Origin of the sequence: Leptospira kanakyensis (assembly GCF_004769235.1) — a bacterium.
Taxonomy (GTDB): Bacteria; Spirochaetota; Leptospiria; order Leptospirales; family Leptospiraceae; genus Leptospira_A; species Leptospira_A kanakyensis.
The window spans coordinates 1434197-1459771 of record NZ_RQFG01000005.1; the positions used below are offsets into that span (position 1 = coordinate 1434197).

At 37.8% G+C, this 25575-nt stretch carries 26 protein-coding genes; 11 read left to right on the forward strand and 15 right to left on the reverse strand.

Annotation, left to right across the window (positions count from 1 at the left end; all coding sequences use genetic code 11):
* Positions 1–2 precede the first annotated feature (2 nt).
* Both EHQ16_RS07470 and EHQ16_RS07475 read right to left on the reverse strand, forming a co-directional pair.
* The gene (locus tag EHQ16_RS07470; protein ID WP_002975971.1) at positions 3–341 is read right to left on the reverse strand and encodes an STAS domain-containing protein; all 339 of its coding nucleotides are present in this window, start codon (positions 339–341) and stop codon (positions 3–5) included.
* A gap of 55 nt (positions 342–396) precedes the next feature.
* Entirely contained in the window at positions 397–1014 is a 618-nt protein-coding gene (locus tag EHQ16_RS07475; protein ID WP_135634230.1) for a tyrosine-type recombinase/integrase, read from the reverse strand.
* Positions 1015–1204: 190 nt separating this feature from the next.
* Here EHQ16_RS07475 and EHQ16_RS07480 point away from each other — a divergent pair, with 190 nt between their 5' ends.
* Genes EHQ16_RS07480 through EHQ16_RS07490 form a run of 3 tightly spaced genes read left to right on the forward strand, consistent with a single transcriptional unit; the run spans position 1205 to position 3973 of the window.
* The gene (locus EHQ16_RS07480; RefSeq protein WP_135634228.1) at positions 1205–2275 is read left to right on the forward strand and encodes a toxic anion resistance protein; all 1071 of its coding nucleotides are present in this window, start codon (positions 1205–1207) and stop codon (positions 2273–2275) included.
* A gap of 1 nt (position 2276) precedes the next feature.
* Positions 2277–3161: a DUF4870 domain-containing protein gene (locus EHQ16_RS07485; RefSeq protein ID WP_135634226.1), complete on the forward strand. Its 885-nt coding sequence runs from the start codon at positions 2277–2279 to the stop codon at positions 3159–3161.
* Entirely contained in the window at positions 3161–3973 is an 813-nt protein-coding gene (locus tag EHQ16_RS07490; protein WP_135634224.1) for an inositol monophosphatase family protein, read from the forward strand. Before EHQ16_RS07485 ends, EHQ16_RS07490 begins: the two co-directional genes overlap by 1 nt.
* On the opposite strand, the gene EHQ16_RS07495 is transcribed toward EHQ16_RS07490, so the two are convergent.
* From EHQ16_RS07495 to EHQ16_RS07510, 4 genes are read right to left on the reverse strand one after another with little or no spacing between them, the layout of a single operon-like run.
* Positions 3954–5141, reverse strand: coding sequence for a glycosyltransferase family 4 protein (locus EHQ16_RS07495; protein ID WP_135634223.1), 1188 nt, complete (start codon positions 5139–5141; stop codon positions 3954–3956). The two genes, EHQ16_RS07490 and EHQ16_RS07495, sit on opposite strands and share 20 nt — an antisense overlap.
* 2 nt (positions 5142–5143) lie before the next feature.
* A complete protein-coding gene (locus EHQ16_RS07500; protein WP_135634221.1) occupies positions 5144–6193 on the reverse strand; it encodes a glycosyltransferase family 4 protein in 1050 nt (349 codons plus the stop codon).
* A complete protein-coding gene (locus EHQ16_RS07505) occupies positions 6190–7257 on the reverse strand; it encodes a glycosyltransferase (RefSeq protein WP_135634219.1) in 1068 nt (355 codons plus the stop codon). Before EHQ16_RS07505 ends, EHQ16_RS07500 begins: the two co-directional genes overlap by 4 nt.
* On the reverse strand, positions 7254–8273 hold the full coding sequence (locus tag EHQ16_RS07510; protein WP_135634217.1) for an LIC_10202 family protein: 1020 nt from the start codon (positions 8271–8273) through the stop codon (positions 7254–7256). Before EHQ16_RS07510 ends, EHQ16_RS07505 begins: the two co-directional genes overlap by 4 nt.
* Before the next feature lie 86 nt (positions 8274–8359).
* On the opposite strand from EHQ16_RS07510, the gene EHQ16_RS07515 reads away from it, so the two are divergent.
* A complete protein-coding gene (locus tag EHQ16_RS07515) occupies positions 8360–9280 on the forward strand; it encodes a GDP-mannose 4,6-dehydratase (RefSeq protein ID WP_135634215.1) in 921 nt (306 codons plus the stop codon).
* On the opposite strand, the gene EHQ16_RS07520 is transcribed toward EHQ16_RS07515, so the two are convergent.
* Together EHQ16_RS07520 and EHQ16_RS07525 are read right to left on the reverse strand one after the other, a co-directional pair.
* A complete protein-coding gene (locus tag EHQ16_RS07520) occupies positions 9238–10434 on the reverse strand; it encodes a M48 family metallopeptidase (RefSeq protein ID WP_135634213.1) in 1197 nt (398 codons plus the stop codon). The two genes, EHQ16_RS07515 and EHQ16_RS07520, sit on opposite strands and share 43 nt — an antisense overlap.
* Before the next feature lie 3 nt (positions 10435–10437).
* Entirely contained in the window at positions 10438–11394 is a 957-nt protein-coding gene (locus EHQ16_RS07525; protein ID WP_135634211.1) for a YjgN family protein, read from the reverse strand.
* A gap of 49 nt (positions 11395–11443) precedes the next feature.
* Here EHQ16_RS07525 and EHQ16_RS07530 point away from each other — a divergent pair, with 49 nt between their 5' ends.
* Together EHQ16_RS07530 and EHQ16_RS07535 are read left to right on the forward strand one after the other, a co-directional pair.
* Positions 11444–11851, forward strand: a complete 408-nt coding sequence (locus EHQ16_RS07530; protein ID WP_244241971.1) for an LIC_11321 family protein — start codon at positions 11444–11446, stop codon at positions 11849–11851.
* Positions 11827–12795 (forward strand): patatin-like phospholipase family protein, encoded by a 969-nt coding sequence (locus tag EHQ16_RS07535; RefSeq protein ID WP_135634209.1) that lies wholly within the window; start codon positions 11827–11829, stop codon positions 12793–12795. The genes EHQ16_RS07530 and EHQ16_RS07535 overlap by 25 nt, the downstream gene beginning before the upstream one ends.
* Here the strand turns inward: EHQ16_RS07535 and EHQ16_RS07540 are convergent.
* Both EHQ16_RS07540 and EHQ16_RS07545 read right to left on the reverse strand, forming a co-directional pair.
* Positions 12777–13970, reverse strand: coding sequence for a pyridoxal phosphate-dependent aminotransferase (locus EHQ16_RS07540; protein ID WP_135634207.1), 1194 nt, complete (start codon positions 13968–13970; stop codon positions 12777–12779). The genes EHQ16_RS07535 and EHQ16_RS07540 overlap by 19 nt on opposite strands.
* 1 nt (position 13971) lies before the next feature.
* Positions 13972–14751: an SDR family NAD(P)-dependent oxidoreductase gene (locus tag EHQ16_RS07545; RefSeq protein ID WP_135634205.1), complete on the reverse strand. Its 780-nt coding sequence runs from the start codon at positions 14749–14751 to the stop codon at positions 13972–13974.
* 88 nt (positions 14752–14839) lie between these two features.
* On the opposite strand from EHQ16_RS07545, the gene EHQ16_RS07550 reads away from it, so the two are divergent.
* Positions 14840–16063, forward strand: coding sequence for an MFS transporter (locus EHQ16_RS07550; protein WP_135634203.1), 1224 nt, complete (start codon positions 14840–14842; stop codon positions 16061–16063).
* Positions 16064–16105: 42 nt separating this feature from the next.
* Here the strand turns inward: EHQ16_RS07550 and EHQ16_RS07555 are convergent, their stop codons facing one another.
* Both EHQ16_RS07555 and EHQ16_RS07560 read right to left on the reverse strand, forming a co-directional pair.
* Complete coding sequence (locus EHQ16_RS07555; RefSeq protein WP_135634201.1) at positions 16106–17026, reverse strand: hypothetical protein; 921 nt, start codon at positions 17024–17026, stop codon at positions 16106–16108.
* Between the two features lie 3 nt (positions 17027–17029).
* Positions 17030–17533, reverse strand: a complete 504-nt coding sequence (locus EHQ16_RS07560) for a DUF3347 domain-containing protein (RefSeq protein WP_135634199.1) — start codon at positions 17531–17533, stop codon at positions 17030–17032.
* Between the two features lie 99 nt (positions 17534–17632).
* Here EHQ16_RS07560 and EHQ16_RS07565 point away from each other — a divergent pair, with 99 nt between their 5' ends.
* Complete coding sequence (locus tag EHQ16_RS07565; protein WP_004784589.1) at positions 17633–17983, forward strand: VOC family protein; 351 nt, start codon at positions 17633–17635, stop codon at positions 17981–17983.
* A 43-nt stretch (positions 17984–18026) separates the two neighbouring features.
* On the forward strand, positions 18027–19514 hold the full coding sequence (locus tag EHQ16_RS07570; RefSeq protein ID WP_135634197.1) for a hypothetical protein: 1488 nt from the start codon (positions 18027–18029) through the stop codon (positions 19512–19514).
* On the opposite strand, the gene EHQ16_RS07575 is transcribed toward EHQ16_RS07570, so the two are convergent.
* A complete protein-coding gene (locus EHQ16_RS07575; RefSeq protein WP_135634195.1) occupies positions 19511–20203 on the reverse strand; it encodes an LIC10067 family putative lipoprotein in 693 nt (230 codons plus the stop codon). The genes EHQ16_RS07570 and EHQ16_RS07575 overlap by 4 nt on opposite strands.
* Positions 20204–20272: 69 nt before the next feature.
* Between EHQ16_RS07575 and EHQ16_RS07580 the strand changes: the two genes are divergently transcribed.
* Both EHQ16_RS07580 and dcd read left to right on the forward strand, forming a co-directional pair.
* Complete coding sequence (locus tag EHQ16_RS07580) at positions 20273–21046, forward strand: enoyl-CoA hydratase-related protein (protein ID WP_135634193.1); 774 nt, start codon at positions 20273–20275, stop codon at positions 21044–21046.
* Between the two features lie 3 nt (positions 21047–21049).
* Entirely contained in the window at positions 21050–21574 is a 525-nt protein-coding gene (dcd, locus tag EHQ16_RS07585) for a dCTP deaminase (protein ID WP_135634191.1), read from the forward strand.
* A gap of 81 nt (positions 21575–21655) precedes the next feature.
* Here dcd and EHQ16_RS07590 read toward each other — a convergent pair whose 3' ends face one another.
* Together EHQ16_RS07590 and EHQ16_RS07595 are read right to left on the reverse strand one after the other, a co-directional pair.
* Positions 21656–22180 (reverse strand): DUF2147 domain-containing protein, encoded by a 525-nt coding sequence (locus EHQ16_RS07590; protein WP_100789103.1) that lies wholly within the window; start codon positions 22178–22180, stop codon positions 21656–21658.
* A 96-nt stretch (positions 22181–22276) separates the two neighbouring features.
* Entirely contained in the window at positions 22277–25504 is a 3228-nt protein-coding gene (locus tag EHQ16_RS07595) for a SpoIIE family protein phosphatase (protein ID WP_135634189.1), read from the reverse strand.
* Between the last annotated feature and the right edge of the window lie 71 nt (positions 25505–25575).

Here is a 25575-nt window from a genome sequence, read left to right on the forward strand (position 1 = left end):
ATTTATTTAGAAAGGGAATTAACGGCTTCTTGTTCCGTCTCAAATACTTCAAACAAATCCAAAAGTTCCACTACATCGAATACCTTTTTGACAGGCGGAGTGATGCAGCAAAGTTTTAACTTTCTTCCTTGTTTGTCCAGTTCCCGAACCATCCCAACGAAAATACGAATTCCCGAAGAAGAGATGTAAGAGATAAGCTCTAGGTTGATGATGATATCGCCCTCGCCGTTTTGCACATCGTCAGCCAATTTGGCCTCCACTTCATCCGAATGGGTAATGTCCAAACGACCGTTAAGGTGAACGAGTGTGTGCTTTCCGATTTTTTTGGTCTTTATTTCCAAAGCGAGCCTACTTGGTGACTAGAATCTCTGAAAACACCAAAGGTTCAAGAAATTTTTACGCTGCCTGGTTTTTGTTTCGGTTAAAAAGTCGCGGATCTGTTCGTTCTTCGACCGGAATGTGCAATAATATTCTTTGCTTGGTGGAACGAGTGGTTCTATGTCCCAAAAACTCTTGGATTTCCCAAACAGGAAAACCTTTTTTGAAAAGGTCTAAGGCTATGACATCACGAAGGAAGGGAATATGAATTTCTTTTGAGATAAGGCGACTTGCCGTCTTCAGAATTTTTTGAATGGTTCTTGTTCTGAGTTTTCCGTAACGACCGGGAAATAGATAATCGGAAGGTGAAAATTCTGAGGAGTACCGATAGAGTTCTAGTGCTAGATTAGGCTCCAGGAAGATTTTTCTTCTGCGCAAACGACCACCGTTCTTTAATTTGAATAGTGTTCTTTCTGGATTAAAGTCGGAGATTTTAAGATGAATGATTTCAGGGAGAGATAACCCTGTGCAAACTAAAAATTTAATGATTAAATAATGCAGGTAATTTCTCGCCCGGAGTTGAAAGAGTAAAGTGCGTATGTCCGCTTGGTCAATCAAATGATTGTCAAGTGTCATGACATCAACCGTCAATACTTGTGGGAGGAGGATGGGTAGATTCAAATCTTTATTTAGCATATTTTTTCTCGCAGGAATGTATCAGTTATAACAATCCATGCAATCAAATTGTCACCAAACCTCGGTTTTGGATCAAAAATTCTAAGAAATAAATTTACTTGTTCATGTTTTCGCAACTTGGCATTTTCTGCTTGATTCATATTCTAAAAACGATCCTATCTTTGGGAGAAAAGGTAAAGGACAGATATATATGGACTCTTTGGAACTGAAAACGAATGACCCGGAACTCCAACTCACAAAGGAAGATTTACAAAAAGTCGAAGAGTTGACTGGGCAAATACAACTCAACAATCCGAACGATGTAGTTTCTTATGGAGCCTCAGCCCAAGCTAAGGTTTCTGAATTTGCAGATAAAGTTTTATCGGAAATCAAAACCAAGGATTCCGGTTATGCAGGAGAACTTTTAAATAATCTTTTATTCAAAATTACAGATTTGAATTTAGATAGTTTTGCGGGTGAAGGGAACACTTTGTCTAAAATTCCGCTGATCGGAGGGCTTTTTGACGCTTCTCGGAAGTTTCTTGCTAAGTTTGAAGATTTACAAACCCAAATCGAAAAAATTGTCGAAGAACTTCATACAGCTCGAACCAACCTAACAAAAGACATAACTTTATTACAGGCATTATACGAGAAAAACTTGGAGTATTTTAAAGAAGTTCAAGTGTACATTGCTGCGGGAGATAAAAAGGTTCAGGAATTACGAGACAAAATCCTCCCCGACATGCTCACAAAGGCAAAAGCCCAAGGAGACACCCTCGCTTCCCAACAGTACCAAGATATGGTACAAATGGTGGATCGGTTTGAGAAAAAAATCCACGATCTAAAACTCACCCGCATCCTTTCCTTACAAACGGGACCACAAATTCGACTCATCCAAAACGGGAACCAGGTTCTTGTTGAAAAAATTCAAAGTTCGATTTTGAATACAATCCCACTTTGGAAAAATCAAATTGTAATCGCATTAGGTTTGTTACGCCAAAGAAAAGCATTGGAAGCACAAAAACAAGTTTCGAAAACTACCAATGACCTAATCCAAAAAAATGCAGAAATGTTAAAAACAGGAACCGTGGAAATTGCCAGAGAGTCTGAAAAAGGTATCATTGAAATTGAAACTTTAAAAACAGTAAACCAACAGCTGATCACTACGATTACAGAAACCTTAAAAATCCAAGAAGAAGGTCGTCAAAAACGAAAAGCTGCGGAACAAGAAATGATCAAAATTGAATCAGAAATCAAACAAAAACTTTTGGAATCAAAATAGAATGACTGAAGTGCAATTAGAACAAAATGTAGAGGAAAAAAAATGGGCCAGACGTGCCCATCTTTCTACAATTTTAACATATCCTATGGCCTTGTTGCCATTCCCATTTTTTATCTCATCTCTTGGTGCCATGGTTTATCCATTTGTTATGTGGCTTTCTCGGAATAAATCTTCTTATTCCGCCAAACAATCATTAGAGGCTATGTATTTGCAGGCTATATTGTCATCGGTTATTTTTGGCATTCGTGTAAAGTTCGGCAATGTTGATGGCCTTAGTACTAGTGAACGCTTTATGCCAGTAATATGCTATATACTTATGGCATTCCTTCATGTAGTTTTTTTGGCAATTGCCATCTATAGAACAACAATTGGTAAAGCACATCATTACCCATTTAGTTTTTTCCCTCTCCTTTTTTCTTCGAATCAAACGAAAGAGAATTGGAATGAACTAAAGAAAAAATTTGAGGATAAAGTCGAGTTTACTGAATATAAATCCCAAATGGAACGATTGGATGGATTTCGCCTTTCTACTGAAAAAGAATCCAAATCACTCACGGATCCATCGTTGCAAGGATTATGTAATGAATACTTACATTCTTTATCTGATTTACGTGTGAACCTCGCCGAAGACCCGCTCTCTTATAGAAAGGCAAAACAGTTTCTAAATTATTTTCCTGAAACTGTTTCCAAAATCTTAGGCCAGTACAACAAATTGAGTGTAGGTTCTCCTGATGCAGAAAAAAGGAAAACGGAACTAAATTCCTTACTGAGTGAAGTGATCAAAACTACGGAACAAGTCAGAAATAAACTCAAAGCAGATGAAACCCTAAATTTAGATGTTGAGATCACCGCGATGAAGAAAAACATCGAATTTGGTGGGTATTGATGCAATCAGAGTTACTGGATAGATCTTATCATTTTTTAAATTTCCTTCCGACAGTTTCCGACTTCCTTGTGCAAAAACATAAAGAGTCCGGCCTCAAGGTAGATGAAAAAAGTTTATACAATCTTGTGACGGAAGCTGATTTAAAAGCCGAATCCATGATTTTGGATGAAATCCAAAAAAACTATCCAGGAGATGGAATCCTATCAGAAGAACGCGGAAAAATTGAAGGTAACTCTGGATATACTTGGGTAGTGGACCCACTGGATGGAACCACTAATTATACCCACGGACTTCCGTTATACGGTGTTTCTGTTGGAGTTGTAGAAACAGATACTATGACTCCACTGATCGGAATGGTTTTTTTTCCAGAGTTAAATACCTACTATCACGCCATCAAAGGCCAAGGGGCTTTCCGAGAAAAAACTCCCATCCAAGTTTCTCGGACAAGTTCTCTAAAAGATTCGCTTTTTGTTACTGGGTTTCCTTATGATCGAAATTTATCTTTAGATACGCTGATGCAATATTATAAATCTATTTTGCAAAAATCTAGAGGTATCCGCAGAACAGGAGCCGCAACTCTCGATTTATGTTGGTTAGCTGAAGGAAAGTTTGAAGGATATTATGAACTTGGCCTTAAACCTTGGGATATGGCTGCTGCAGGTCTGATTGTTTTAGAGGCAAAAGGAAAAATTACTTCTATGGATGGAAACGACTTTTCTATTCTGATTCCAAGTTTACTCGCAACCAATGGTCTTGTGCACGAGTATCTTTTGGCAGAATTTGAAGGGCAAATCAATCGAGAAGTATACTAACCATTTGGTTTAGTTTTTTTCGAATCACTTCTTTACTAAAGTTTGCCAAAACATATTCTCTTCCATTTTTACCAAGTCTTTTGGAGATTTCACGATTTTCTAATAAAAAATCCAATGTTCGTTGGAATGAAAGTGAATCTGAATAAAAAAGTCCTCCTTGGCTACGTAAACAATGCCCTCGCATAACAGTAGATTTTGCATTAACGAGAACTGTTTTTTCCTGAATCCATGCCTCCATTATGGAAATGGAAAAACTTTCAAAAGCGGATGGGTTGAGAAGAAGAAAAGACTTTTGAATTTCTGATATTTTATCTTCTTCACTAACAAAACCAGTAAAACGAATGAAAGGATCCGTTGGTACTTCCATGGAAGCTACAGATCCCAACGATTTAATGGTAACATCTGTTCTATGAGAGTATAACTTCCAATTTTGAAAGTATTGGAAAAGTTCTGGATAACCTTTTGCCGGTTCAATTCGACCAATTGTGATCAACTGATTGGAATTAGGATTTTCATTAGTGTTTGGAAGTTTTGGATCTAAATGAACCAAATGATCGTTGATATAGGTTCCAATTAAAAAGTAAGAATTAACTTTTTGTTTTGTATATGTTTCATATACAGCCATCTCTTCCGGCGCATTGAAGCTGTAAAAAAAATTATTAAGATAAGTTTTACGATACATTGGGAGACGGAATGGTGGTTCGTCATGGAATGTAGGTACAACCACAAAAGGAATTTTTAAATTGGGAATAGATGCAACAACTGGATAATACAAATAACCAATGAGAATGGCTAAATCATAAGAGTTTTGTTCTTTGGAAACATATTCCACTAAGTCGGGGCAATAAGGCCCTTGTTCTTTTAGAAATTCGTATTGTTCTTTTTCTGAAACAGACTCACCTTTTTCCAAACATTGGTTTAGTAGGTGATTCATTTTGTTTATGTTTCTTGTTTTTGTCGTTGGAAATCGAAAAATACGTATGGAATTTTCTTTGTTTTCTCCTTTGGGCAATTCATTTTTCCAACTTACATAATCTTTAGCCGTTGATGTACAAACAGTGACTTCACTTGATTCCGATAAAATTGAAGCATAATCATAAGCTAATTTTTCAGCGCCACCGGAAGCATGTTCTAAAAACCGGGCAGTGATGATTAGAATTTTTGCCATTACTAACTTCTTGCCACTTCCAAAAGCGGGAGAATACTTGTTGATTGCAAATATTCATCTAATCGAATGTTTTGCGCTCCAATGATTGAATTTCGGAAATCTGATTTTTTAAATATAGAATCTACTTGAGAAACTATGGAATCAAAGTTTTTGGATTCAAACAAAATTCCTGAATTACCTAAAGTTTCCGGTACGGCTCCTGCTGCAAAGGCAACTACCGGTAGATGAAAATAAATGGCTTCCATAAGGGGAACACAGAATCCTTCATGTTCGCTCATTGATAAAAACATATTACTTTCAGCGTAGATTTTTTTTAACATCGATTCATCTACATAGGAAATGATTTTTACTTCCTCAGCTAGATCCAAATGGTGAATCATAAAATTGAGTTCATCTAAGTAAGATTGTTGGTTTGGATTACAAAAACCCAACATCCGCATAGAGAACTGATTTCCCATTTTTGATTTCCATGTTCTGGCAAAACGAATTAGATCATCTTGTCGTTTGTTCGGTGCAATACGACCAACAAATAAAAAAGATGGGAAATCAAATGATTTTAATTTGAAATCTCTTGGAACATCTTTCCATTTTTGAAAGTTCAAATGTAAGGGAAGTAATCTAGCATGTTTAAATCCAATTTCTTGCAGTTCATTTAAGTTAAAATTGGAAACAGCAAAAGAGTGATGAAACGTATCACGGATGATTTCTAAATCTTCACGGCCTTTACGTAATAAGTATGAAAATTTAAGATCGTATCCTGAGAAAAAATCTTCAGGTGTTACGTTATGGTAAATTAGAATTTTTCGATTTGGAAACTTTAGAACAAAGTCTAAAACATCACTATGAATGGAGTGGTGATAAACTAAAACATCATTTGGTTTGATTTTAGCTTTGGTGATTTTTTCTGCATATTTTCTGTCATAAGAAAAAACATTTTCTGCAAAAATTTTTCCCTGATAACCTTCTTTGTTAAGTAAACGTTTTATCTCTAACATTTCTTGAGAGATAGCGTCACCTAATTGGAATCCTGCAGAAAATTGATGTATGTTCATTGGATACCAGTATTTAGAATTCCCGAAACCACTTCAGAAAATGGAAATTGATTGTACGATTCCAATACTTGGAATTGCTGAGAAATCAAGGAAGTCCGTTTTTCTTTATCAGATAAAATCTCTTTCATTTGTTTTGTAATCTTAGGAAAGTCCTTTGCATCAAAAAGAACTCCTGCCTCTTTCATGGTGCCAGGAATTGCTCCTTTTGCAAATGCAAATACGGGAATGCCAGAGCCAAATGCTTCTAGGATGGGCAAACAAAATCCTTCGTGTTCACTCATCGAAACGAATGCTCCCGATTCTTTTAAAAGCGATAAAACTTCTACATCGGATTTTCCCGTTAGGAACTGAACTTTATCTTCTAAATCAAACTTTCGCACAACATCGATTAGTTTATTGAAATATCCGTCAAAAGCACCTATTACTGATCCAATACACAAACATTTGGCTTCCGGATATTCCTTTACCCAATGAGAGAACAATTCAATGAAATTTTCCCATTTTTTTTGAGGGGAATACCTGCCGACAAAAACCAAAGATAAGTTTCGAGATTGTGATTCCAATTTTGAGTGAATATCATAAATTTTACAAATAGGAATCACATAAGGATTTTTGAATTGGTATCCAGAGATAGTTTGGAAGTTAAATTCCGAATCACACCAGATCGAATCACAAAAAATTGATAAACTTGCGATTTCCAAATAAGATAAGGACTCAAATTTTTCCATTGCTGAAAAAATATCTGGAGTGGTTGTATCTTTGTAATAGATTGCCGGAGTTATATTATGGAATCGTAAGATTTTTTTGCCGGGTAAATTCTGAAATAAATGATAAGGGTAACCGGCTCCTCCATAGTGTAAAATATGAATGTCTTCCGGTGATGTTGGGTAATCGAACGAATTCACCAAGTGAAACTGACTCGATAACGGTTTGCCTTTTCTTTCTATTCTGGTAATGAAATGAGACTTGTAACCCAAAGAAATAAAAACTTCTGAAAGTCCAATTGCATCATTGCCAACACCGTCAGAATCTTTGAGTTCATCTAAATGTTGAAAAACATTCATGTATCGAGTTTTGTATATCTGTAAACTTTCGTATCTTCCGTTGTAGAAAGATCCCGAACTTGTTTGAAACCAAGAGTTCCTAAATATTTTGGTAATAGATCCAAATCAATTTCAGAAACTTGTAGATCGCGGAACGGACGATTGGCGTCAGTTGGTTTAGTGGAAACGGAAAAATACAAATGTTTTCCCGTATCAATGGACATTGAAATTTCAGCAAAAATTCTTTCGATCCAAAAAGATGGAAATCTACCCAGAGGTAAGTAAACTAAAACATCGGAGGATGAATTCAAGATATGTTTTAAGGGAAATAGTTTTTTTTCCAATTGGATTGTGGCAGTAATTTTACTTTGAATGAACTTAAATTCTTCTTCATGTGAAGTGATACATTGGAATGGAATTTTGTTCATAGAAAGTTGTTTGAGAATGTCACCCCATTCAGGAAACAATACGGTAATCTTATTTGTTTTAGAAATATCTTCAAGGGCAAGTTTCCAACTTGGATTGGATCCTGAGTCTGTAAAATAAGAGTTCACCGCCCAACCAAAGTTAGGCAATTCATCGGAAGATCCATTTAATAGATGGTCTCTATAAAAACCGTCAAATCGGTTCTCAATTTGTTCTAATCTTTTCCCCAACCTGACAAGTTCATGCAAAACGGAAAAAAATGCTCGGATCCGATTTTCAGAAAGTTTTTTGTCGATGAGTCCATAAACAGAGATTAAGCGAGTGATGATAAATTTTATGGGTCCTTTGATGAACCAAAATTTAGGGTTAGAGAATTTAGGACTCGATATCCCTTTTTCAAACAGATGTGCCGTTCCAGCAGGATCAAATTTTCGAAAACCCTGCGGTGATTCCGGTCGATAACTGACTTTTGTGAGTTCTAACCAATCGGGTTTTTGTGTTGGATCTAGAGGGATCTTCGATTCGATTTTTTGAACCAATTCCGATACATTCAACTGTGGGTCTCGGATTTCGACAAAGGGGGAGGGATTGAATTTCTTTTTGTCTTCCACAGTTTTCTTTCTTTTGTTGAGAGGATTTGAAAATTTGGAAGAATGGCAACTAAATCTTAGGGCCGAATCGGAAATTTCCCTTTTCTATGAAAAAAAAACATATTTTAGTCACTGGAGCCAGCGGATTTGTCGGAAGTTACCTACTTCCCGCTCTTGAATCCCATGCTGAGTTCGAAATCCATTGTTTCCAAGGTGACATTCGTGACCGCAAGGCCGTCACAAAAAATCTAGAAGATATCCAACCGGACACTCTCATCCATTTGGCTGCCCAAGCTTTTGTTCCTATGGCCATTGAAAACCCTTGGGAAACGGAAGAAATCAACGTGGGAGGTACACTCAACCTTCTCGAAACCTTACACCGTTTGCAAAGGCCTTGTAAAATGTTGTACGTTTCTTCGGCAGATGTTTATGGAAAACAAAACCTCTCTCTCCTGCCATTACAAGAATCCTTTTTGCCAAATCCAGTAAACCCGTATGCCGGTAGCAAATTGGCAGCGGAATCTTATTGCCGGCAATATGCGCAGTATAGCCCGTATGTATCAGTAGTGATCGCAAGACCCTTTAATCATATTGGAATTGGGCAAAGAAAAGAGTTTGTCATTCCTAACTTTTGTTGGCAGATCATCGAAGCCAAACATTCAGGGAAAAAAAACATTGCTGTTGGTGATTTGGAACCCACTAGAGATTTTTCCCATGTGGAAGATATTGTGAATGGGTATATCACTTTAGTGGAGAAGGGCCAGTCCGGAGAGATTTACAATATCTGTTCTGGGGAAGAAAGAAGCATTCGTTATATGTTGGAAGAGTTGGTTCGATTGTCTGGCCAGGACATTCGATTTGAAGTGGATTCCAAAAGAGTGCGCGCTTCAGAAACTTCCAAAGTTTACGGAGACAATTCTAAGTTAAAAAACCTTGGTTGGAAAAACAAACATAGCTTAAGCGAAACTTTGAAACAAATTTACAATCATTTAGAATCTGAATTTTTAAAATCCAAACAGACGGACTGAACTTCTTTCCAAATTTTATCCGACACCACTTTTTTGATAGATCCTTTTTTGCCTGTCCGAATCAAAGATTCTAATGTTTTCATTCTTTCTTCTGTAGCAGGATGGGTGCTCAAAAAATCGGTAATTGATTTGGTGACTACTTGATCATCTTTGGCATTAGTTTCCTTAGGGTTCTCTTCTGATTTGGTCATTTCCTTTTCTAACTCTTGCATTCTTTGGAAAAAAGTAAGGAGACCTGAGGATGAGAAATTTTGACTTTTTAAATATTCAATGGATGTGATGTCAGCTTCCGTTTCAAAATCTCTAGAAAACTTTAAAACTAATATTGTAGATCCAATTTCGGTAAACGTTTCTAAAAATTCCATATTCCCGAGTCCCGGGCCGATCACCAAACTAATAGCAAGCGAAGTGCCACCAGCTTTCACCAAATTTCTCATATGGTGTCTTTTTTCCACATGTGCAATTTCGTGAGCCAAAACTCCAATGACTTCTTCTTGTGATTTGGCATCATTCAGGAGTCCGGAAAAAAAATAAATTTTGCCATTAGAGAGAGCAAAGGCATTCGGGATGGTAGATGCAATGACTGAAACGGAAAAGTCGTGAGGGCTACCTTTAGGTACGATTTTTTTTAGTGCTTCCGCAAAGAATTTGTCTGTGGCTTTGGTATTACATGCTTCAAACTGAGCGTCCATTTTAAGTTGAACGGATTCACCTAACGATTTGTCGGCAGATAAAGGAATGAAGTTTGTCACGAGTTCTAATCCCTTAAAATAGAAAAAACCAATGACGGCCACAATGAGAATGGATAAAATCCCAAGGACAAGGGGATTCATTTCTCGAATGGAGTAGAAAAAAGCATGAGTATGACTTTGAGATTTTTTGGTTTGGATCCAAAGGGATTCCAATTTTTTTGCATCTTCTTTCGAAGAAAAAATTTCTAAAACAGGACTTTCTCTGACTTCATCCGGTAGTAAGACCAACTTACAACCTTTATGCGTCAATGTGAATTCTGTAAATTGGGAAATCACAAGTTTGTGGGTCGTATCACCCGAAGAAAATTCGATAGATTGGCCATGAATCAGAACGGTCCCTTCTTCGGGGACCGCTGATACTCCGTCAAAATATCGGGATGTAAATGTTTGGTTTTGAAACAAAGTTTATGATAGGAAGGCTTCTAAAGTTTCCGCTAGTGCTTCCAAACCTTCCGCGGTAGCATTTGCAGTTGCATCTGGTTGTGCTGAAATGGTAGAGAAATCAACCTCTGCCTCCAAACTGACTGACTCAATAAAAAGTTTTGTCAATCGGACTACAGCCCAAGCAAATCCAATTCCTAAAGTAAATAGGATGATTAAATATGCGATGAGAAAATTTACAAAAATTTTGCCACCTGTAATGTCGGATCTAAACTTTTTCCCTTGGAAACTGGTTCTGTTCCAAATGTAGTTTTGAACATCTGCTAAAAACCAAGAATAGTAAATTCCAAGAGTCACTATGCTTAAAAGGAATCCTTTTAAGTAGAGGAAAAAAATCTCCTTACCTTCTGCGGAAAATCCGAAGTTTGTATTTCCGTATCTGGTTTTACTTTGCACATATGCTTCCTTTTCTGCAAAGAACCATGGGTAGTAGATTCCTAGTGTAATGATTGTTAGAAGAATTCCTTTTCCGTAAAGTTTTGCCACTTCCAAAATTTTTCCATCAAATCCAAAACGTAGGTTACGGTAACCTGTACGTGAGGTAAGATACTTTCTTCCACCTACCACAATGACGGGCACCAGTGCTAAAATCACGCCTAAGGATAGAAGAGACCCTACGATCGATGCAAAATAAGGAATCGGAATGAATGACAGGATGGTTTGGATGATATAAATTCCAATATAAAGAACTATGAATATTCCTAAAGCCTTGAGAAAACCAATGAATCTCTCTTTTCCTGTCCCGTGGAAGGAAAAACGTTCTCCCGCCCATTCCAAATTCTCTGCCATAAATTTTTGGACATTGGTTCTGGCCCAAAAGCTATAGATCCCTAATGTTACTACGGTTAGAAACATATTCTTCAAAAGAAGAATGAAGAGTTGCCCTCCCGTTGCGTGGTATTGTAGTCTCGTGTTGTTCATTGATGTCCCCAAAGGATGATTAGTGGGGAGATTATATTAGATTTAAGAAATGGGTAAAGAAAAATATTTCCTATCCATTAGAAATACAGATTGCACGATTGATCCTACGCCATCAATTTTAGAGGAATCACTGAACTTGTCCATCTCTCGGCCTGTCTATTTGTATAGAATGCGAACTATTTTCTTACTTCTATTGTTTTTTGTGATCTTTGTATCGGAAGGGATTGCTGATTCGAGACAAGAGTTACCTCCAACACTAGGGGATCTGAAAGGACAGGATAAATCGGTGAGACAACCTCCCGATAGAAAGGACAAAAAGGGATGTTGCAAAATCAAATATCCGGCTGGTGGATATGATTTCTTCCTGGCGACAGAAGACGATTGTCGTGCTAGTTTATACTTTGACAGATTTTTAGGAGAAAACAACACTCTATGCTTTCGATGGGAAGGGGAATAGAATTTGTCGATTTTATGGGCGTTAGAGAACAAGTTTTACAAACATTAGTTAAAATATTTCCTTCTTATGATGTTTCGCTTGCGATTGCTGGTGGCGGTTGTAAGGCCTTTTATGCATTAGGTGTTGGGAAAACCCTTCGCGAATGGGGAGTGCGTTTTACAGAACTTTCTGGTGTTTCTGCTGGTGCCGCTATGGCACTTTGTATCCTTTCCCAAACAGAAGAAGAATCTGTAGAATACTTTGAAGAAATCACAAAACGGAATTCGCGTAACTTCCATTTTTCGAACTTCCTTCGTGGTGAGTCCACTTTCCCTCATGAAGATATGTACCGCCGCACCATTCGTTTTGGTATGAAATTCGATAAGGTATTGGAGTCCGGTGCCAAAATTTGGATCCATTCTGTGAAAGCTCATCCAAAGGAAGATTCCTTAAAGAATAAGTTTCGTTTGGCGAGACTCATTTCTGAAACGGGACGAGCTTTTATTTTGGATGATCGGGATCGGTCGGAAGGAATCCCTGCCAATCGAACCGCCGAAATGATCAAAAAATGGAATATGGAAGATGTTGATTTTACAGAAAAAGATTTTGTGAACTCAGAAACCATCGAACAATTCATCATGAATTCCTCCTCCATTCCTCCCATTGTTGACTTCCAATCTGTTGGGAATGAATATTATTTGGATGGCGGACTCACCAATAATATGATGATAGAGACTTTTTCGCATAACGCGAAAATTATTGGAATTCATTATGAACCCAATACCATTGTAGGCAAGGATCCAGACCTTTTAGCAAGATCTTATTTAATCACTCCTTCGAAACCTTTGCCTATCACTTCCTTTGACTATACAAATCCCAAAGGGGTTAGAGAAACTTATGAATTGGGAAAGGCAGATGCTTTGGCACAAAAAACTGCAATTATCGATTATTTGAGAAAGGTCTGAAGGGCGAGTAGTCCATTTCGCAAAACTTCTTCGTCAGAAATTAAACTAACGACAAGAATACATCTGTTATGCGAAAATCCGTACCAAGATCCTGGGTGGACAAAAACCTTTGTTTGGGTCAAAATTTCTAGAACTATATCTTCATCTTTTTTTTCCAAATTTAATTCGATTAAAAAATACCAACCGGCTTCCATCGCTGGTTTATTTATGATCTTAAGATTCTCTTCGGAAAACAAAATACATTGGGCTAAGTTTCGCATAATTCTTGTTCGGATTCGATTTTGAATCATGGTTTTCCAAGGAAAAAGTTCTGGTGTAGCCAATTGTACCGGTGCATTGACAGAAAGGTAAGTATCGGCAATGAAACTTAAATTTTTTTGAATTTCTGACTGATACACTTCAGGGCTTTGGAGGAGAATCCATCCGAGTTTGAATCCAGGAAGGGCCAACATTTTGGAAAATCCGTTACAAACGAAGAGAGGAAAATTAGGAGCCTCTGGGATTTGGTGTGGTTCCCCGGAGAACTCATAACCCACAAAAACTTCATCGAGTAGGATGGGAATTTTGATTCCGAGTGTTTCCCATTCTTTCCAAAACTGGGCAGTGGTTCTCGAACCAGTTGGGTTTGCTGGACTCACAAGGACTATGAGTTTTGTTTTTGTGCTAATACAATTGGCGATGGTTTCCGCTGAGTAAACCCAGTTTCCAGTTTCTGGATCTTCTTTGAGTGGGTAGTGGACTTCCTTTAGATTTTCGAGGCCAATGAGGAAACTAAACAGCGGATAACCAGGGTTTGGTGTGAGGACTTCATCACCTGGGTTTGTAAATAGTTTGAAGATATAGGAATAAGCTTCGGAAGTACTCGCCGTTAAAATCAAATTGGATGTGGTTGTTTGGATGCCGCGATTTTTGTAATCGGCAACAATGGCCTGTCTAGTGGATTCCAAACCTTCGGCTTGGGGTTCATATTGGCTAAGATCCAAGTTTGAAAATATATGAGACAATGCGGAAGGCGGAAATTCCAACCCTAGTTTTGTAGGATTGGAACCAGTAAGATCAAAAATCTCATTTCCCGTTTTTTCCAAATTTTGTTTGGTTTGGTAGATTTTGTTTTCTGAATTCAAATCACCTAACAACTGAAATCGACTGGAAAATGAAAACTGGGACTCGGTCAAATCATCCTGCTTGGTGTAAAAACTTAGCAATTTTTCGAACGAGAAATCTTGGCGAGATTCGAACGGATTGTGCGACTAGGAAGTTCATAAAACCAGGAATTTTAATCACTTTTTTACTAAACAATGCATCAAGCCCACTATCCACCACATCTTGTGATTTCATAATTAAAAATGATGACTTTACTAAATTGATTTTAGTCATATTGGCTCTTTCGAAAAATTCAGTTTGTGTTGGTCCTGGACAAAGGCATGTGACTGTAACACCATAATCTCTCACTTCTTCTGCCAATCCTTCGCTGAGTGAAAGGACATAGGCTTTTGATGCATAGTAACTCGACATGAGAGGGCCTGGTTGGTAGGCAGCAGTTGAGGCAACATTAAGAATATAACCATCCTTTGCTGCGACCATATCTTGCAAAAACAAATGGCAAAGTTCGGAAAGTGTTGTTACGTTGAGTTGGATCAGTTGAGATTCTTTTTCGAAAGAATTTTTATGGAATTCTCCATTGATACCAAAACCAGCATTGTTCACCAAACAGTGAATGGATAACTTTAGTTTTTTGACTGCTTTGTATAAAACTTCGGCTGAGTTTGGTTTTGCTAAATCTTGAGCTATGACCACACTTTGGATCCCGTGTTTGTTTTTAATTTCTGCAGCTAAGGCTTTTAGTCGATTTGAGTCTCGAGCAACTAAAACAGGGGTATAACCTTTTTTAGCCAAAGTCAGAGCAAAATCTTTTCCGAGTCCAGTGGAAGCACCTGTAATTAACGCGTATTTCATAGAGGGAAATTTATTACGGAATGTAAAAGTTGGCAATTCGAAACTAAATAGTTTTGGAAATTTTGAACGGCTGGTCAATATTAGTTTTATGAGCCAACCTCTTACCCATCCGCTTCATACCATCCAAAAAGAAAGAGCCATCATCTTCATCCTTGCCGCCCTCCAATTTTTACACATCTTGGATTTTGTCATCATGATGCCCCTGGGGCCAGTGTTTATGGAAAGTTTCAAAATCGATTCGGCAGCATTTGGCTTACTTGTTTCTTCCTATTCTATCAGTGCTGGTGTGTTCGGACTGATTGGGGCTTTGTTTTTAGATTCTTATGATCGCAAAATGAGCCTTCTTGTTTTGTTCTTTGGGTTCTCCTTTGGAACTTTACTTTGTGCTTTTGCTCCCAATTACGGATTTTTACTTTTTGCGAGGGTTGTTGCCGGTGGTTTTGGCGGAATGATCGGAGCAACAGTTCTTTCCATCATTGGAGATATCATCCCTGTTTTCAGAAGGGGAACGGCAACTGGTGTTGTGATGAGTTCCTTTTCTGTGGCATCGGTCATTGGAATCCCCATTGGTTTGTCTTTGGCAAATAAGTTTGGATGGCATTTCCCATTCCTTTCTTTGGCAATTGCTGGGTTTTTAATTTTACCTGTCGGTTATAAAGTACTACCATCCATTCGTTACCATTTGGATTCAGAAATTCATCCCAAACAATCCCAACTAAAGTCCTTAAAACAAGTGATCACTAAAAAAGATCACTTTGCTCCGTTTATCTTTATGGTATTTTTGATGTTTGGTGGCTTTACCATCATTCCTTTTCTTAGTCCATTTTTAGTGTCTAACGTTGGTTTAGCGATCGATGAACTCCCATATATTTATTTTTTTGGTGGATTGTTTACTTTTTTTACAAGTCGATTCATTGGAAAATTATCAGATCGTTATGGAAAATTGAAAGTATACCAAATCATTTCTATTGTGGCAGTCATTCCGATTGTGATTGTAGTCACTCTCTCAAAAACTTCATTACCTGTGGTGCTTACAGTCACAACTTTATTTATGATTTTGGTTTCGGGGCGAATGGTTCCTGCGTTTGCAATGATCACTTCTGCAGTGGAACCAAGAATTCGTGGTAGTTTTATGTCTGTTAATTCCGCCATCCAACAGATTTCTTCAGGAGCAGCTTCCTACATTGCGGGATTGATACTGGTACAATCTGCTGATAACCAACTTGTGAACTATGAACTCGTAGGAATGATTTCTGTGTTTAGTTTGTTGTTTAGCGTTTATTTGGCGAAAAAAGTTAAAATTGCGGGCTAGTATTTGAAAAAAGTAGAATAAACTGACGAACGTTAGTTTATTCTACAATTCTAATTTACCAGTGTCAAGAAAATCGATGATCATTAATTTTTGAGATATTGTGATCATTTTTTTTTCGAGAAGTTGGTTTAGGATTTCAGCGGCGGTTCCAATTTCCATTCCATTCAATTCAGAAAAAATAAACTGAAAGTTTTTATCGATTCTATGTTCGGCAATATACGAAATGAGTTTTTCACTTGTTTCTAAAATCAATTGTTGTCTATGAATGAGTCCTTCCATCGTAGAAAGGATAATTGAAACCTCTGGATCTTCTGCAAAAAGTTGCATCATATGATCGTAGATTTTTGGTGATTGGAGCGGAAGTTCGTAGATAGAATCTCCAAGAGCTGTGTATAAGGACTTTTCTTCTTCGAAATCGAGGCCAGTGTACTTATTGAGATTGGAAACAATTTCTGAAGGTAAAATTACAATAAACTGACAGGCATATTCTGGTTCTTTTAAGTAACGAACAAAATACTGAATCAAATCACAGATACGTAAATAACTAACAAAAGTCCAGTATTTGAAACTTCGAATATCAAACATATGTTTGATAGATTTTTCTCTTTTGATAGATTCGCGAATGTTCATGTAGTTTTCAAAATCACATTTAAAAAGATAACTGAGTGTGTGATTCGAAAACGATTCGATGATTTCCCTTACGAGAGTGGGTTCACCAATATAAAGAAAATAAGAGATTAATTCTAAATTGTCTTTGGAATGCCAAATGAACCTTTCAAGAGTTTTTGCCGGGATCTGCGAAAATGCGGAAAATCCAATTTTGAATGTAACTCTATCTTGTAAAAATGCCTCAAGTTTATCCTTTGCAATACAATCTTCATCTACATCTTGTTTTGCGAATGATAGCCTGCAACTGGGAGGGCAGGCATCATAAAGGGAAGTACCGAGAAAACATTTTGGCATAGTTTATTGTAATAATTCTCCACAATCTCTCATTTCTGGAGCGTATGGGTTTTTTACTTCTTTTCCTGTCATTACCCAAGATTTATCAACCATTGGACAGTAAAATCGATTGTACTGAGATTGGTTTGGTACTTCAGTTTTGATTTGAATCAATATTTCTTGAATTTTGGAAATTTTCTCATAACTAGATTCTAAGTCACTGCCTGCGGCCGGAACTAGAGGGCGTAGGGATTCTGCCCAGGTTTTCAATTTTGGATGCCCATTGCTCACCAATGCATCTATCGATTCTGAAAAAGTTTTCCAATTGGGTTTTGGATCGTCTTTTAGATACTCTTCTAGAAGGATTTGGTTCTCTGATAGGAGTTTTGCCGCGAGGTTTTCATGGGCTGTTTCAAAAGGAACGATCGCTTCCTTGCAGGAAAGGGCAAAAAAGGCTAAAACGATGACTGAAATCCGAAATACATTCATATTTTGATTCTTTTTTCCTAAGTGGGAATTGAAATTCAATTTTTAGTTTCGAGTTTGTGATGGGACATTGCTTTTTTCTCGACAAAGCCGGTTTTTCAAGCATGATGACAGAAAAGTTCACGAAGGTGTAATTCCATTATGATTATTGTAGAAGGCATTGGCCACGTCAGTATCCCCGTCTCCCAACTCGACACCTCTATCGATTTTTACCGGGACATTTTTGACTTCGAAGTGGAGACAAAGAAGGCTACTGAGGCAATTCTTTCTCTGGATTCCTTCCGTATCCGATTGGTAAAGGCAGAAGTTTCCGATCGTTCTCTCCCTCTCCTTAGTTTTGTGATGGATGTGGATGATTTTACAGAAGCCATCAGCGAACTTGAGGAAAAGAACGTAAAGATCATCAAAGGACCAGAAGGAACAGATTCTGGAGAGAGTTTGACTTTTGCGGATCCTAGCCAAAATTTAATCGAGATCTTTTATTCCAATTAAATCCTGTTGATTTTTTAAAAATCCTACTTACTATCCTCTTGGTATGTCGGCAGAGAACCAAGGGGGTGGGAACGAATTAGACCTACTTACCGATTTCAAAAAAGGTTATGTGTACTTCCTCACCGGATTCCAAAGTTTGGTGGGAAGTTTTCTTCAGTTTCTTAGCACTGGGCTCACTGAAGCCAACAAACGCGAACTCCTCCCCTTTCGAAAGAACCTTGACCAAGAGTTAGATAAAGCACAAAAGAAAATCAAAGAAATTCTTTTTAACTTGGATGAAAAACATATGTTTGCCCAAGTCCGAAAAGAATACTCTCGTTATTTTTCACGTAACTTAGATGAAGTTAGTCGGGATGATTACGTTCAATTCCATTTGATCTTTGAAATGCTTCGTTATTTTTATATCGAAAGCAAAGAGGCTTGGGTTTATTTACGAGATGCAGTTTTGAATGCAAAGTTTAGTGATCCAGATTTTCAAACTAATGCTCTACTAAACTACAGAATTTTACCTGCATTGGAAAGATTAAACCAACTTGAGATTTTTCTCAAACGAATGAGTTTTATTTTACAAATTGATAATCCCAACTATTTAACTGAATACAAACCCACCAAACCAAAGTTCCGTGATCGTATTATCTATCGTTTGTCTTCCGTTTTTGATGAAGCTTTATATGATAAACCTCCTTCTTTGGAACCGGAAGATTCAGGAATTGTTTACAAAGCAGATGAAGTAATCCAAAAAAATACTGAAGATTCGAATCAAAAAACAACTTCGTCCAACCAAAAGGCTAAACTGAAAGAAGACGGTGTGATTAATTACATCCAAGCCTATGGAAAGTATACTTGGAATTCGGACCAACATTATTTTTTCAGATATGAATTGGATAAATATGTAGCAGAAAAAAGTTTGTTTAAGTCGGCCATTAGTTTGGATTTACATCTTGGTGCTGATGAACAAGTACTTCGTGCAGAACTCATTCGTTCTATGACAAGTACAGAAAAGAAAAATAAATCTGCAGAAGATTTTGAAGTGGAATACCAAAACTTTCTAAAGCAGTTTTTTCAATTTTGCGAAAACATTATCCTAATGAATATGATGATCCCCAACCAAGTTAAATATGTGTTTTTGTTTCATTTGGGGCCTTCTCATTTTTACATGATTGCCAAAAAGTTTCTCATGGAGGTAAACACTGGTTATATCCATGCACGCGGAACAGATGGAAAAAAGGTAATTCGTGTGATTCCTGGGGAATACGTAAAAAAACACATCATTGACTATTGGAATGAAGTGATTTTGCCAAATGTAGGTGAAGAAAAAAACAACCTGGCATTACTTAAGAAACTAACCGAAATGATTGAAGAGAAATACAAAGAAATTTCTAAATTAACCATTCAAAAGTATGATGAATTGGATGAGGAAATTAAAAATTCAAAACCAAGGGATTTAATCTTTCGAGAACATATGAATGAGTGGATGGGTGCCGCAAACATTATTATATTCAAAAGATTTGTAAAAAATAAATCTTACTAAAGGACTAAACTACAAGTTTTTGAGTCAGCAGTGATATAAAACTGAGTCGCAACTCCTGCTGGAAAAGGAATGATGGGATCGTTTTGTAAAACATAGTCAGTAGCTTTACAAGAACGATCAAACACTCGGACGGTAACCGCACTTTCGCATCCAATGGTTAAATTTCTGGATGATAATAATGTATCGGTATGGAACGCTTTGGTTTCTTGCCCATCAAATTCAACAGACAAACTGCTCCCTTGTTTTAATTCAATTTCAGAGCCATATTGTTTGTTTGTAGCCGCATAACAGTCAATAAAGTATTCCATTCCTGCACAGTTGACACCCGTTTTTGTGTTTGGCAAACAAGAACCACCTGATTTTGAAACCGTAATAAACCCAGAATAAGCACCATCGGGAACTTTCGTATAAAGTTCTGTTCCGAGGTTGAGTGTGATTGCAGCCACAATTTCGTTAAACCGGACAACGGTATCCACTCCAAAGTTTTCGCCTTTGATCAAAACTTCGGTCGCAGAATACATAGCATTTGTATTATTTTGTGCAGGAGTACCGATCTGCGGAGTGACAGAGGATACCACAGGCGGTGAAGTGAGGAGAGCAGCTAGTGGATCTTCAGAAGAAGAGGATGTGCAGGAAAAACTGCTTCCAAGTACTAGTGAGAATCCGATTGTGTATAAAATCCTTCTCATGACGGCTACTTCCATTATCGGAAATTCAAAACTGTTTTCATTTCTATTTTTTTGCCCAGGAGAAATTCTATGAACACTGTCACCCTTCAAACCCATCATACTTATGTAGCATTGATAGAATTAAATCGGCCAGAAGCAAAAAATGCAATCTCCATCCAACTTCTGGAAGAACTACGAGCGAAAATCCAAGAGGTGAAAGGAAGTTCGGCTCGGGCACTTGTTCTTATCGGGAAAGGTGATTCTTTTTCATCCGGTGCTGATTTAAAAGAAAGAAAGTCAATGTCAGACATACAGGTAAAACGGTTCCTCCGAGACATCAACTTGTGTTTTTCTGAACTGGCAAATCTTCCGATTCCGACAATTGCGGCCATTAATGGATTTGCTTTTGGCGGCGGATTGGAAATGGCATTATCATGTGATATTCGTTATGCGAGTGAATCTGCCCAGATGGGACTCACAGAAACCAAACTCGGAATCATTCCGGGAGCAGGGGGAACCCAGAGACTTTCTCGCATTGTGGGAGAATCAACAGCCATGGAATGGATATTCTCCGGAAAAAAACTAACTGGAAAAGAAGCCATGGCCAAGGGCCTTGTTTCGCATGTATTGGAACCTGACCATTTAAGGGAATCTTCTCTTGCCTTAGCACGGGAGATATCGGAATCTGCACCTATCGCTGTTTCTGCTGCCAAAAAGGCGGTGCGCCGTGGGATGGAATTACCGATGAAGTCTGCCCTAGAGTGGGAAAGGTTGTGTTATTTTGAGACAATAGGCACTAAAGATCGATTAGAAGCCTTACAAGCGTTTGCTGAAAAAAGAAAACCTAATTTTAAGGGAGAATGATCCGTGATTTTAACCGGAAAAGAAATTTTAAAAAGACTAGGGAACGATATTAAAATCGAACCATACGATGCGAATCTATTAAATCCAAATTCGTATAACTTACGTTTGCATGAAGATCTATTGGTGTATTCAGAATTTCCTTTGGACATGAAAAAACCAAATCCTGTACAGAATCTAAAGATCCCAGAGGATGGTTTATTATTAGAACCGGGCAAACTCTATTTAGGAAGAACCATTGAATTTACAGAAACTCATAACCTAGTGCCTATGTTAGAGGGTCGGTCTTCCATTGGGCGACTTGGTATGTTTGTTCATATCACCGCTGGGTTTGGGGATGTAGGATTCAAAGGATTTTGGACATTAGAAATCCAAGTTACCCATCCGCTTCGTGTGTATTCAGGAGTCCAGATTTGCCAAATTTTTTACCATACAGTAGAAGGGGAAATCAGCGAATACAAATCAGGTAAGTACCAAGCCAATCAAGGCATCCAACCTTCCTTGTTGTATAAAGACTTTGAAAAGAAATAAGTATTAGAAGTTCTTCGAAGAGGATTAAAGTAAAATCAGAAACCTGCCTCCGTTATGGAGGGCAGGTTTGTATAAGAATGATTATTTTTTAGCTTTGAAAGTACAATCCCATTTTGGGTCGTCTAAATTCAAACCACCAAGTTTCACCCAGTTGTTGGTTTTTCCAATAAAGGTAATGGAACAAAGAGTCCCTTTTAAATCCAAACGGTTTCCACCTTCGAGAGAAGTGAATTTTCCGCAGTATGTTTTACCATCACGTGGGTTGTAGATCTTTCCGTTTTTATAAACACCTTCTCCGGCGTAATCAAAACCTGTGATGAAAACCATACCAAGGTTTGGTCGGTTACGTAACTTTGGATCTTCGTTGTTATGATCTAAGTAAGGAGTTCCAGGAACACCTTTGTCTTTTTCTTTTTCCTGGTAAGCATTGTCTTTGATACAAACTGTTTTTCCGCAGTATTTATCACCACATTTGAAAATCTCGATGACTGAGTCTTTTTCAGGTGGAAGGTATCTTCCCACTGCAACGTCAGCCTCTTGGGCAAGTAGAGAACTTCCTGTGAAGAGGATGGCCGTCCATACACTTAAAACAAGTTTTTGATTCATATAGATCCTTATTTTATAAAATTGGGTTCGATCATTCTGACAGAAATTTTTTCTCTGGCAAGCTGGTTTTTAGAAAATTTAGAGGCCCAACCTCAATTAATTGAGGCTGGTCGCTTTTTCTAATAACTTAGAAAGTTTCAAAACGTTTTTGTTTGTTGGGTCAATAGATTGTGCTCGGGTTACATAAGTAACAGCCCGGTCTACATTTCCAAGAAGTCGGCTAACGTCCGCAAGGTTGATTAAGTTTTGGAAATTTTCAGAGTCATACTTGAGAGCTTCTTGAGCTGCTTTCAGAGCACTTTCGTAATTCCCAAGTTTTTTCTCAGACATTGCTAAGTAGTACCAATATTCGCCTGAACCTTCGTTTTCTCTTAAGAACTCAGTTAGAACTTTTGCAGCGATATCGTATTCTTTGCCCTTATAACTGACAAGGCCAAGAAACTTGTTTAGTTTTTGGTTGGATGAATCCCCGAGGAAGGCTTTTTTCATCACTGTGATGGCCCTTTCGATTTCTCCATTTTGGTAAAGAACCTTTCCCTCTTCGAAAGCACCAGATGTTGTGAGTGCTTCATCCCAATCATCACCTGGGGTATCAAAGAAATCATCAACGGGTTGGTGAGAAAGATCGTCTTTTTCAGGGCTGTGAGAAATAGGAGATTTTTCACTTTTAAAGACAACACTTAACATAGAGATATCGTCTGTCACATCACCAGATTTTTTGACTAACTTTTCAACTTCGTAAATATCACCATCAGCTTCTTCCACAAATCGAAGAACCATAGTTTCGTCTTCGTTGATGGTTCTTACGTCTTCGTCTGGAGTTAAATCAATATCATCACGTCCATCGGAACCAAGGATCAATTGGTCACCAGGAAGGAGTTGGAAGGTTTGTACTTCGAATGGGTATTCTGAATCCAAACCAAGTTTACGAAGTTTTAATTCATCTTCAATGAAACAGGCTTTTCCATCGCGGTAAAGGATACTGTAAGGGTGTTCTGCATTGAAATACCAGATTTTACCACTTTCATCATCAATCAACATTACCGTTGCAGAAATGACCATAGTACCGCTGAAAGATTTGAATACGGCATTGACTTCTTCGTAAACGTCTGTGAGCCATTCTTCCGGAGTACGGTTGAGAATTCTTTTGTTACCGGCAGATCGTGCCATGATAGAGTTCATGACCACACCCATCACAAGAGAACCACCAGCCCCTTGCATGGATTTACCCATAGCATCCCCATTCATCACCATCGTATAACGATGGAAATCATCAGGTTTTCCTAATTTTAGGTTTCCTGTGATACAAATATCGCCACCCAAATCTCCGGTTTTGTTACGGAATTCAAAGGTTTTCTTTTGGTGAACAAAGAAATCACATCGAATGTTATCTGACTTGTTTGCATTAAAAAATAGAGGTTTTGCAAGGAGTGAAGTGAGGAAGTAGTCACCATCTTGTTGTACTTTCAAACGATGGATTTCATCCATTTTTTCTTGGAGTTCCTTCGTTCGTTCTTTAACTTTTTCTTCCAAGTTTTCTGCATAGTCTTGGAGTTCTCTTCTAGCATCACGAATGGAGGACACCATCCCGTTAAATGATTCGGCTAAATATCCAATTTCATCATTTACTTTGATGGGAACTTCAACTTCTAAATTTCCTTGGTTTACTTTTTCAACCCCTGCGAGGAGTGCATAGAGTGGATTGACTAGTGCTGACCGGAAGAATAAAGGGAAAATGATAAGTAACACAACCATCACAATCGCTAGAATGATTAGTTCTAACTTTGCTGACTTATGCATATAAGCGCGGTAATCGCGGTAATTAAAACCAACTTCCCTGTTGATTTTTTTCTTCGCATCATACGTCATGTAAGCAACGTAATGCGAAACTCCATCTAAATCTTTTCTATAATGTCTAGTTAAATCCGGTTTGAAATAACGGAAGAACTTCAACATTTCAACGCGAAGATCCCTTCCTGAAATTTCTTTTCCATCCCATTTACAATCATTCACATGTTTGAGGATGGCATCACGGAAACTGTCTACGTTTTTCACTTTTTCAACGTATTTAACACCTTCTTCACAAAACTGTTCCGGTAAAATGTCTCCCAGTTTGTTTGTGTTGATAAAGGTTCTACGATTGAGTTTCTCTATTAGTTTGGAAACTTCTGCTTTTAGTTCCGCACCTTCTGAATCTGGATTTTCATCCAAAAATAGAGTGATCGCATTTTTATAACCTTCAAAATAATAAGGAGTTTTTGCAAGGGTAGACTTAAGTGTATTGCGGTAATCTGCTTCGCCAATGGAAACCACTTCATCGTAAAGAGCAGTGTTGTAAAGATCTGCTTGGACTAGTGGTAAATCCATATTTACGGAAGATGGTAAATATGCTTTTTTTAGATTTTGGCTAGTTAGATCATACTCTATGACAAATAAAATGTCCTTTGACCTTTCCCCACCTTCGGCAACACGAAGGGCCTTTTGAATCGCAGTGCTGTCATAAGAAGTTTCTTTTTCCTGGTCTACCAAGTAACTGAAAGCCTGCATGATGAGTAGGATGGTTACAAAGGAAATTCCTACAATTTTCACCATAAAGGTAGTTCGTTCACTACTATTATTGATAAAGGTAATTGTGATGATGAAAAAAGTTAAAGTGAACAATAATACAAGTGCTGTGAGGTAAGTGGAACGTTCCATCGCGCCATCACGACTCATCACGTTAGTGATGTTTGGTACAACAGCTGCAATGAGTGCTGCAATCAACATAATGAAAAGAGTTCCTCGTTTATCCTTAGTTAGATGTAAGATTCGGTAACCAGGAAGAACAAGGAAGTTGATGAATGAATAGGCTGCGATGAATAAACTTAAGATCCGACTTGCACCTTCGGAGTTAAAATCCCAATGGTGGGCCGTGAAGTGGTATTTTCTTTCTCCTTGTGATACAGTGACAAGGAACCAAAGAACCACAACAATGGCGATTGCATGAAGGATTGCGAGCATGATGGATGCTGCTTTTTTATCTTCGTTGTCAGGAAATCGAAAGAAGAACTGACCGAAATGTGTGATCCCAAAGATAATAAAACCACCTGTGATCCAACGATGGTAGGATGCGATGGGATGGTAGTAAAACGCACCTAAAAGGTATCCAAACTGAAACAAACACAAAAATAGGCAGGCAAGGGCCATGTGTTTGGTGGCAACGGTTTTGTCTTTTAGCGAGAAAAAGAAAGTAGTCAAGACCGCAAGGAGGACAGTGACAATTAAACTACCGAATGTATAATAATTTGTTAGTATGTGGTCAACGGATAATATGCTTTCACTCATAGGGTCTTCTAGTTGCTAATTTAATACGAAATCGTAACAGGAGGAACGACGAAATCAATTCATTTTCCTAC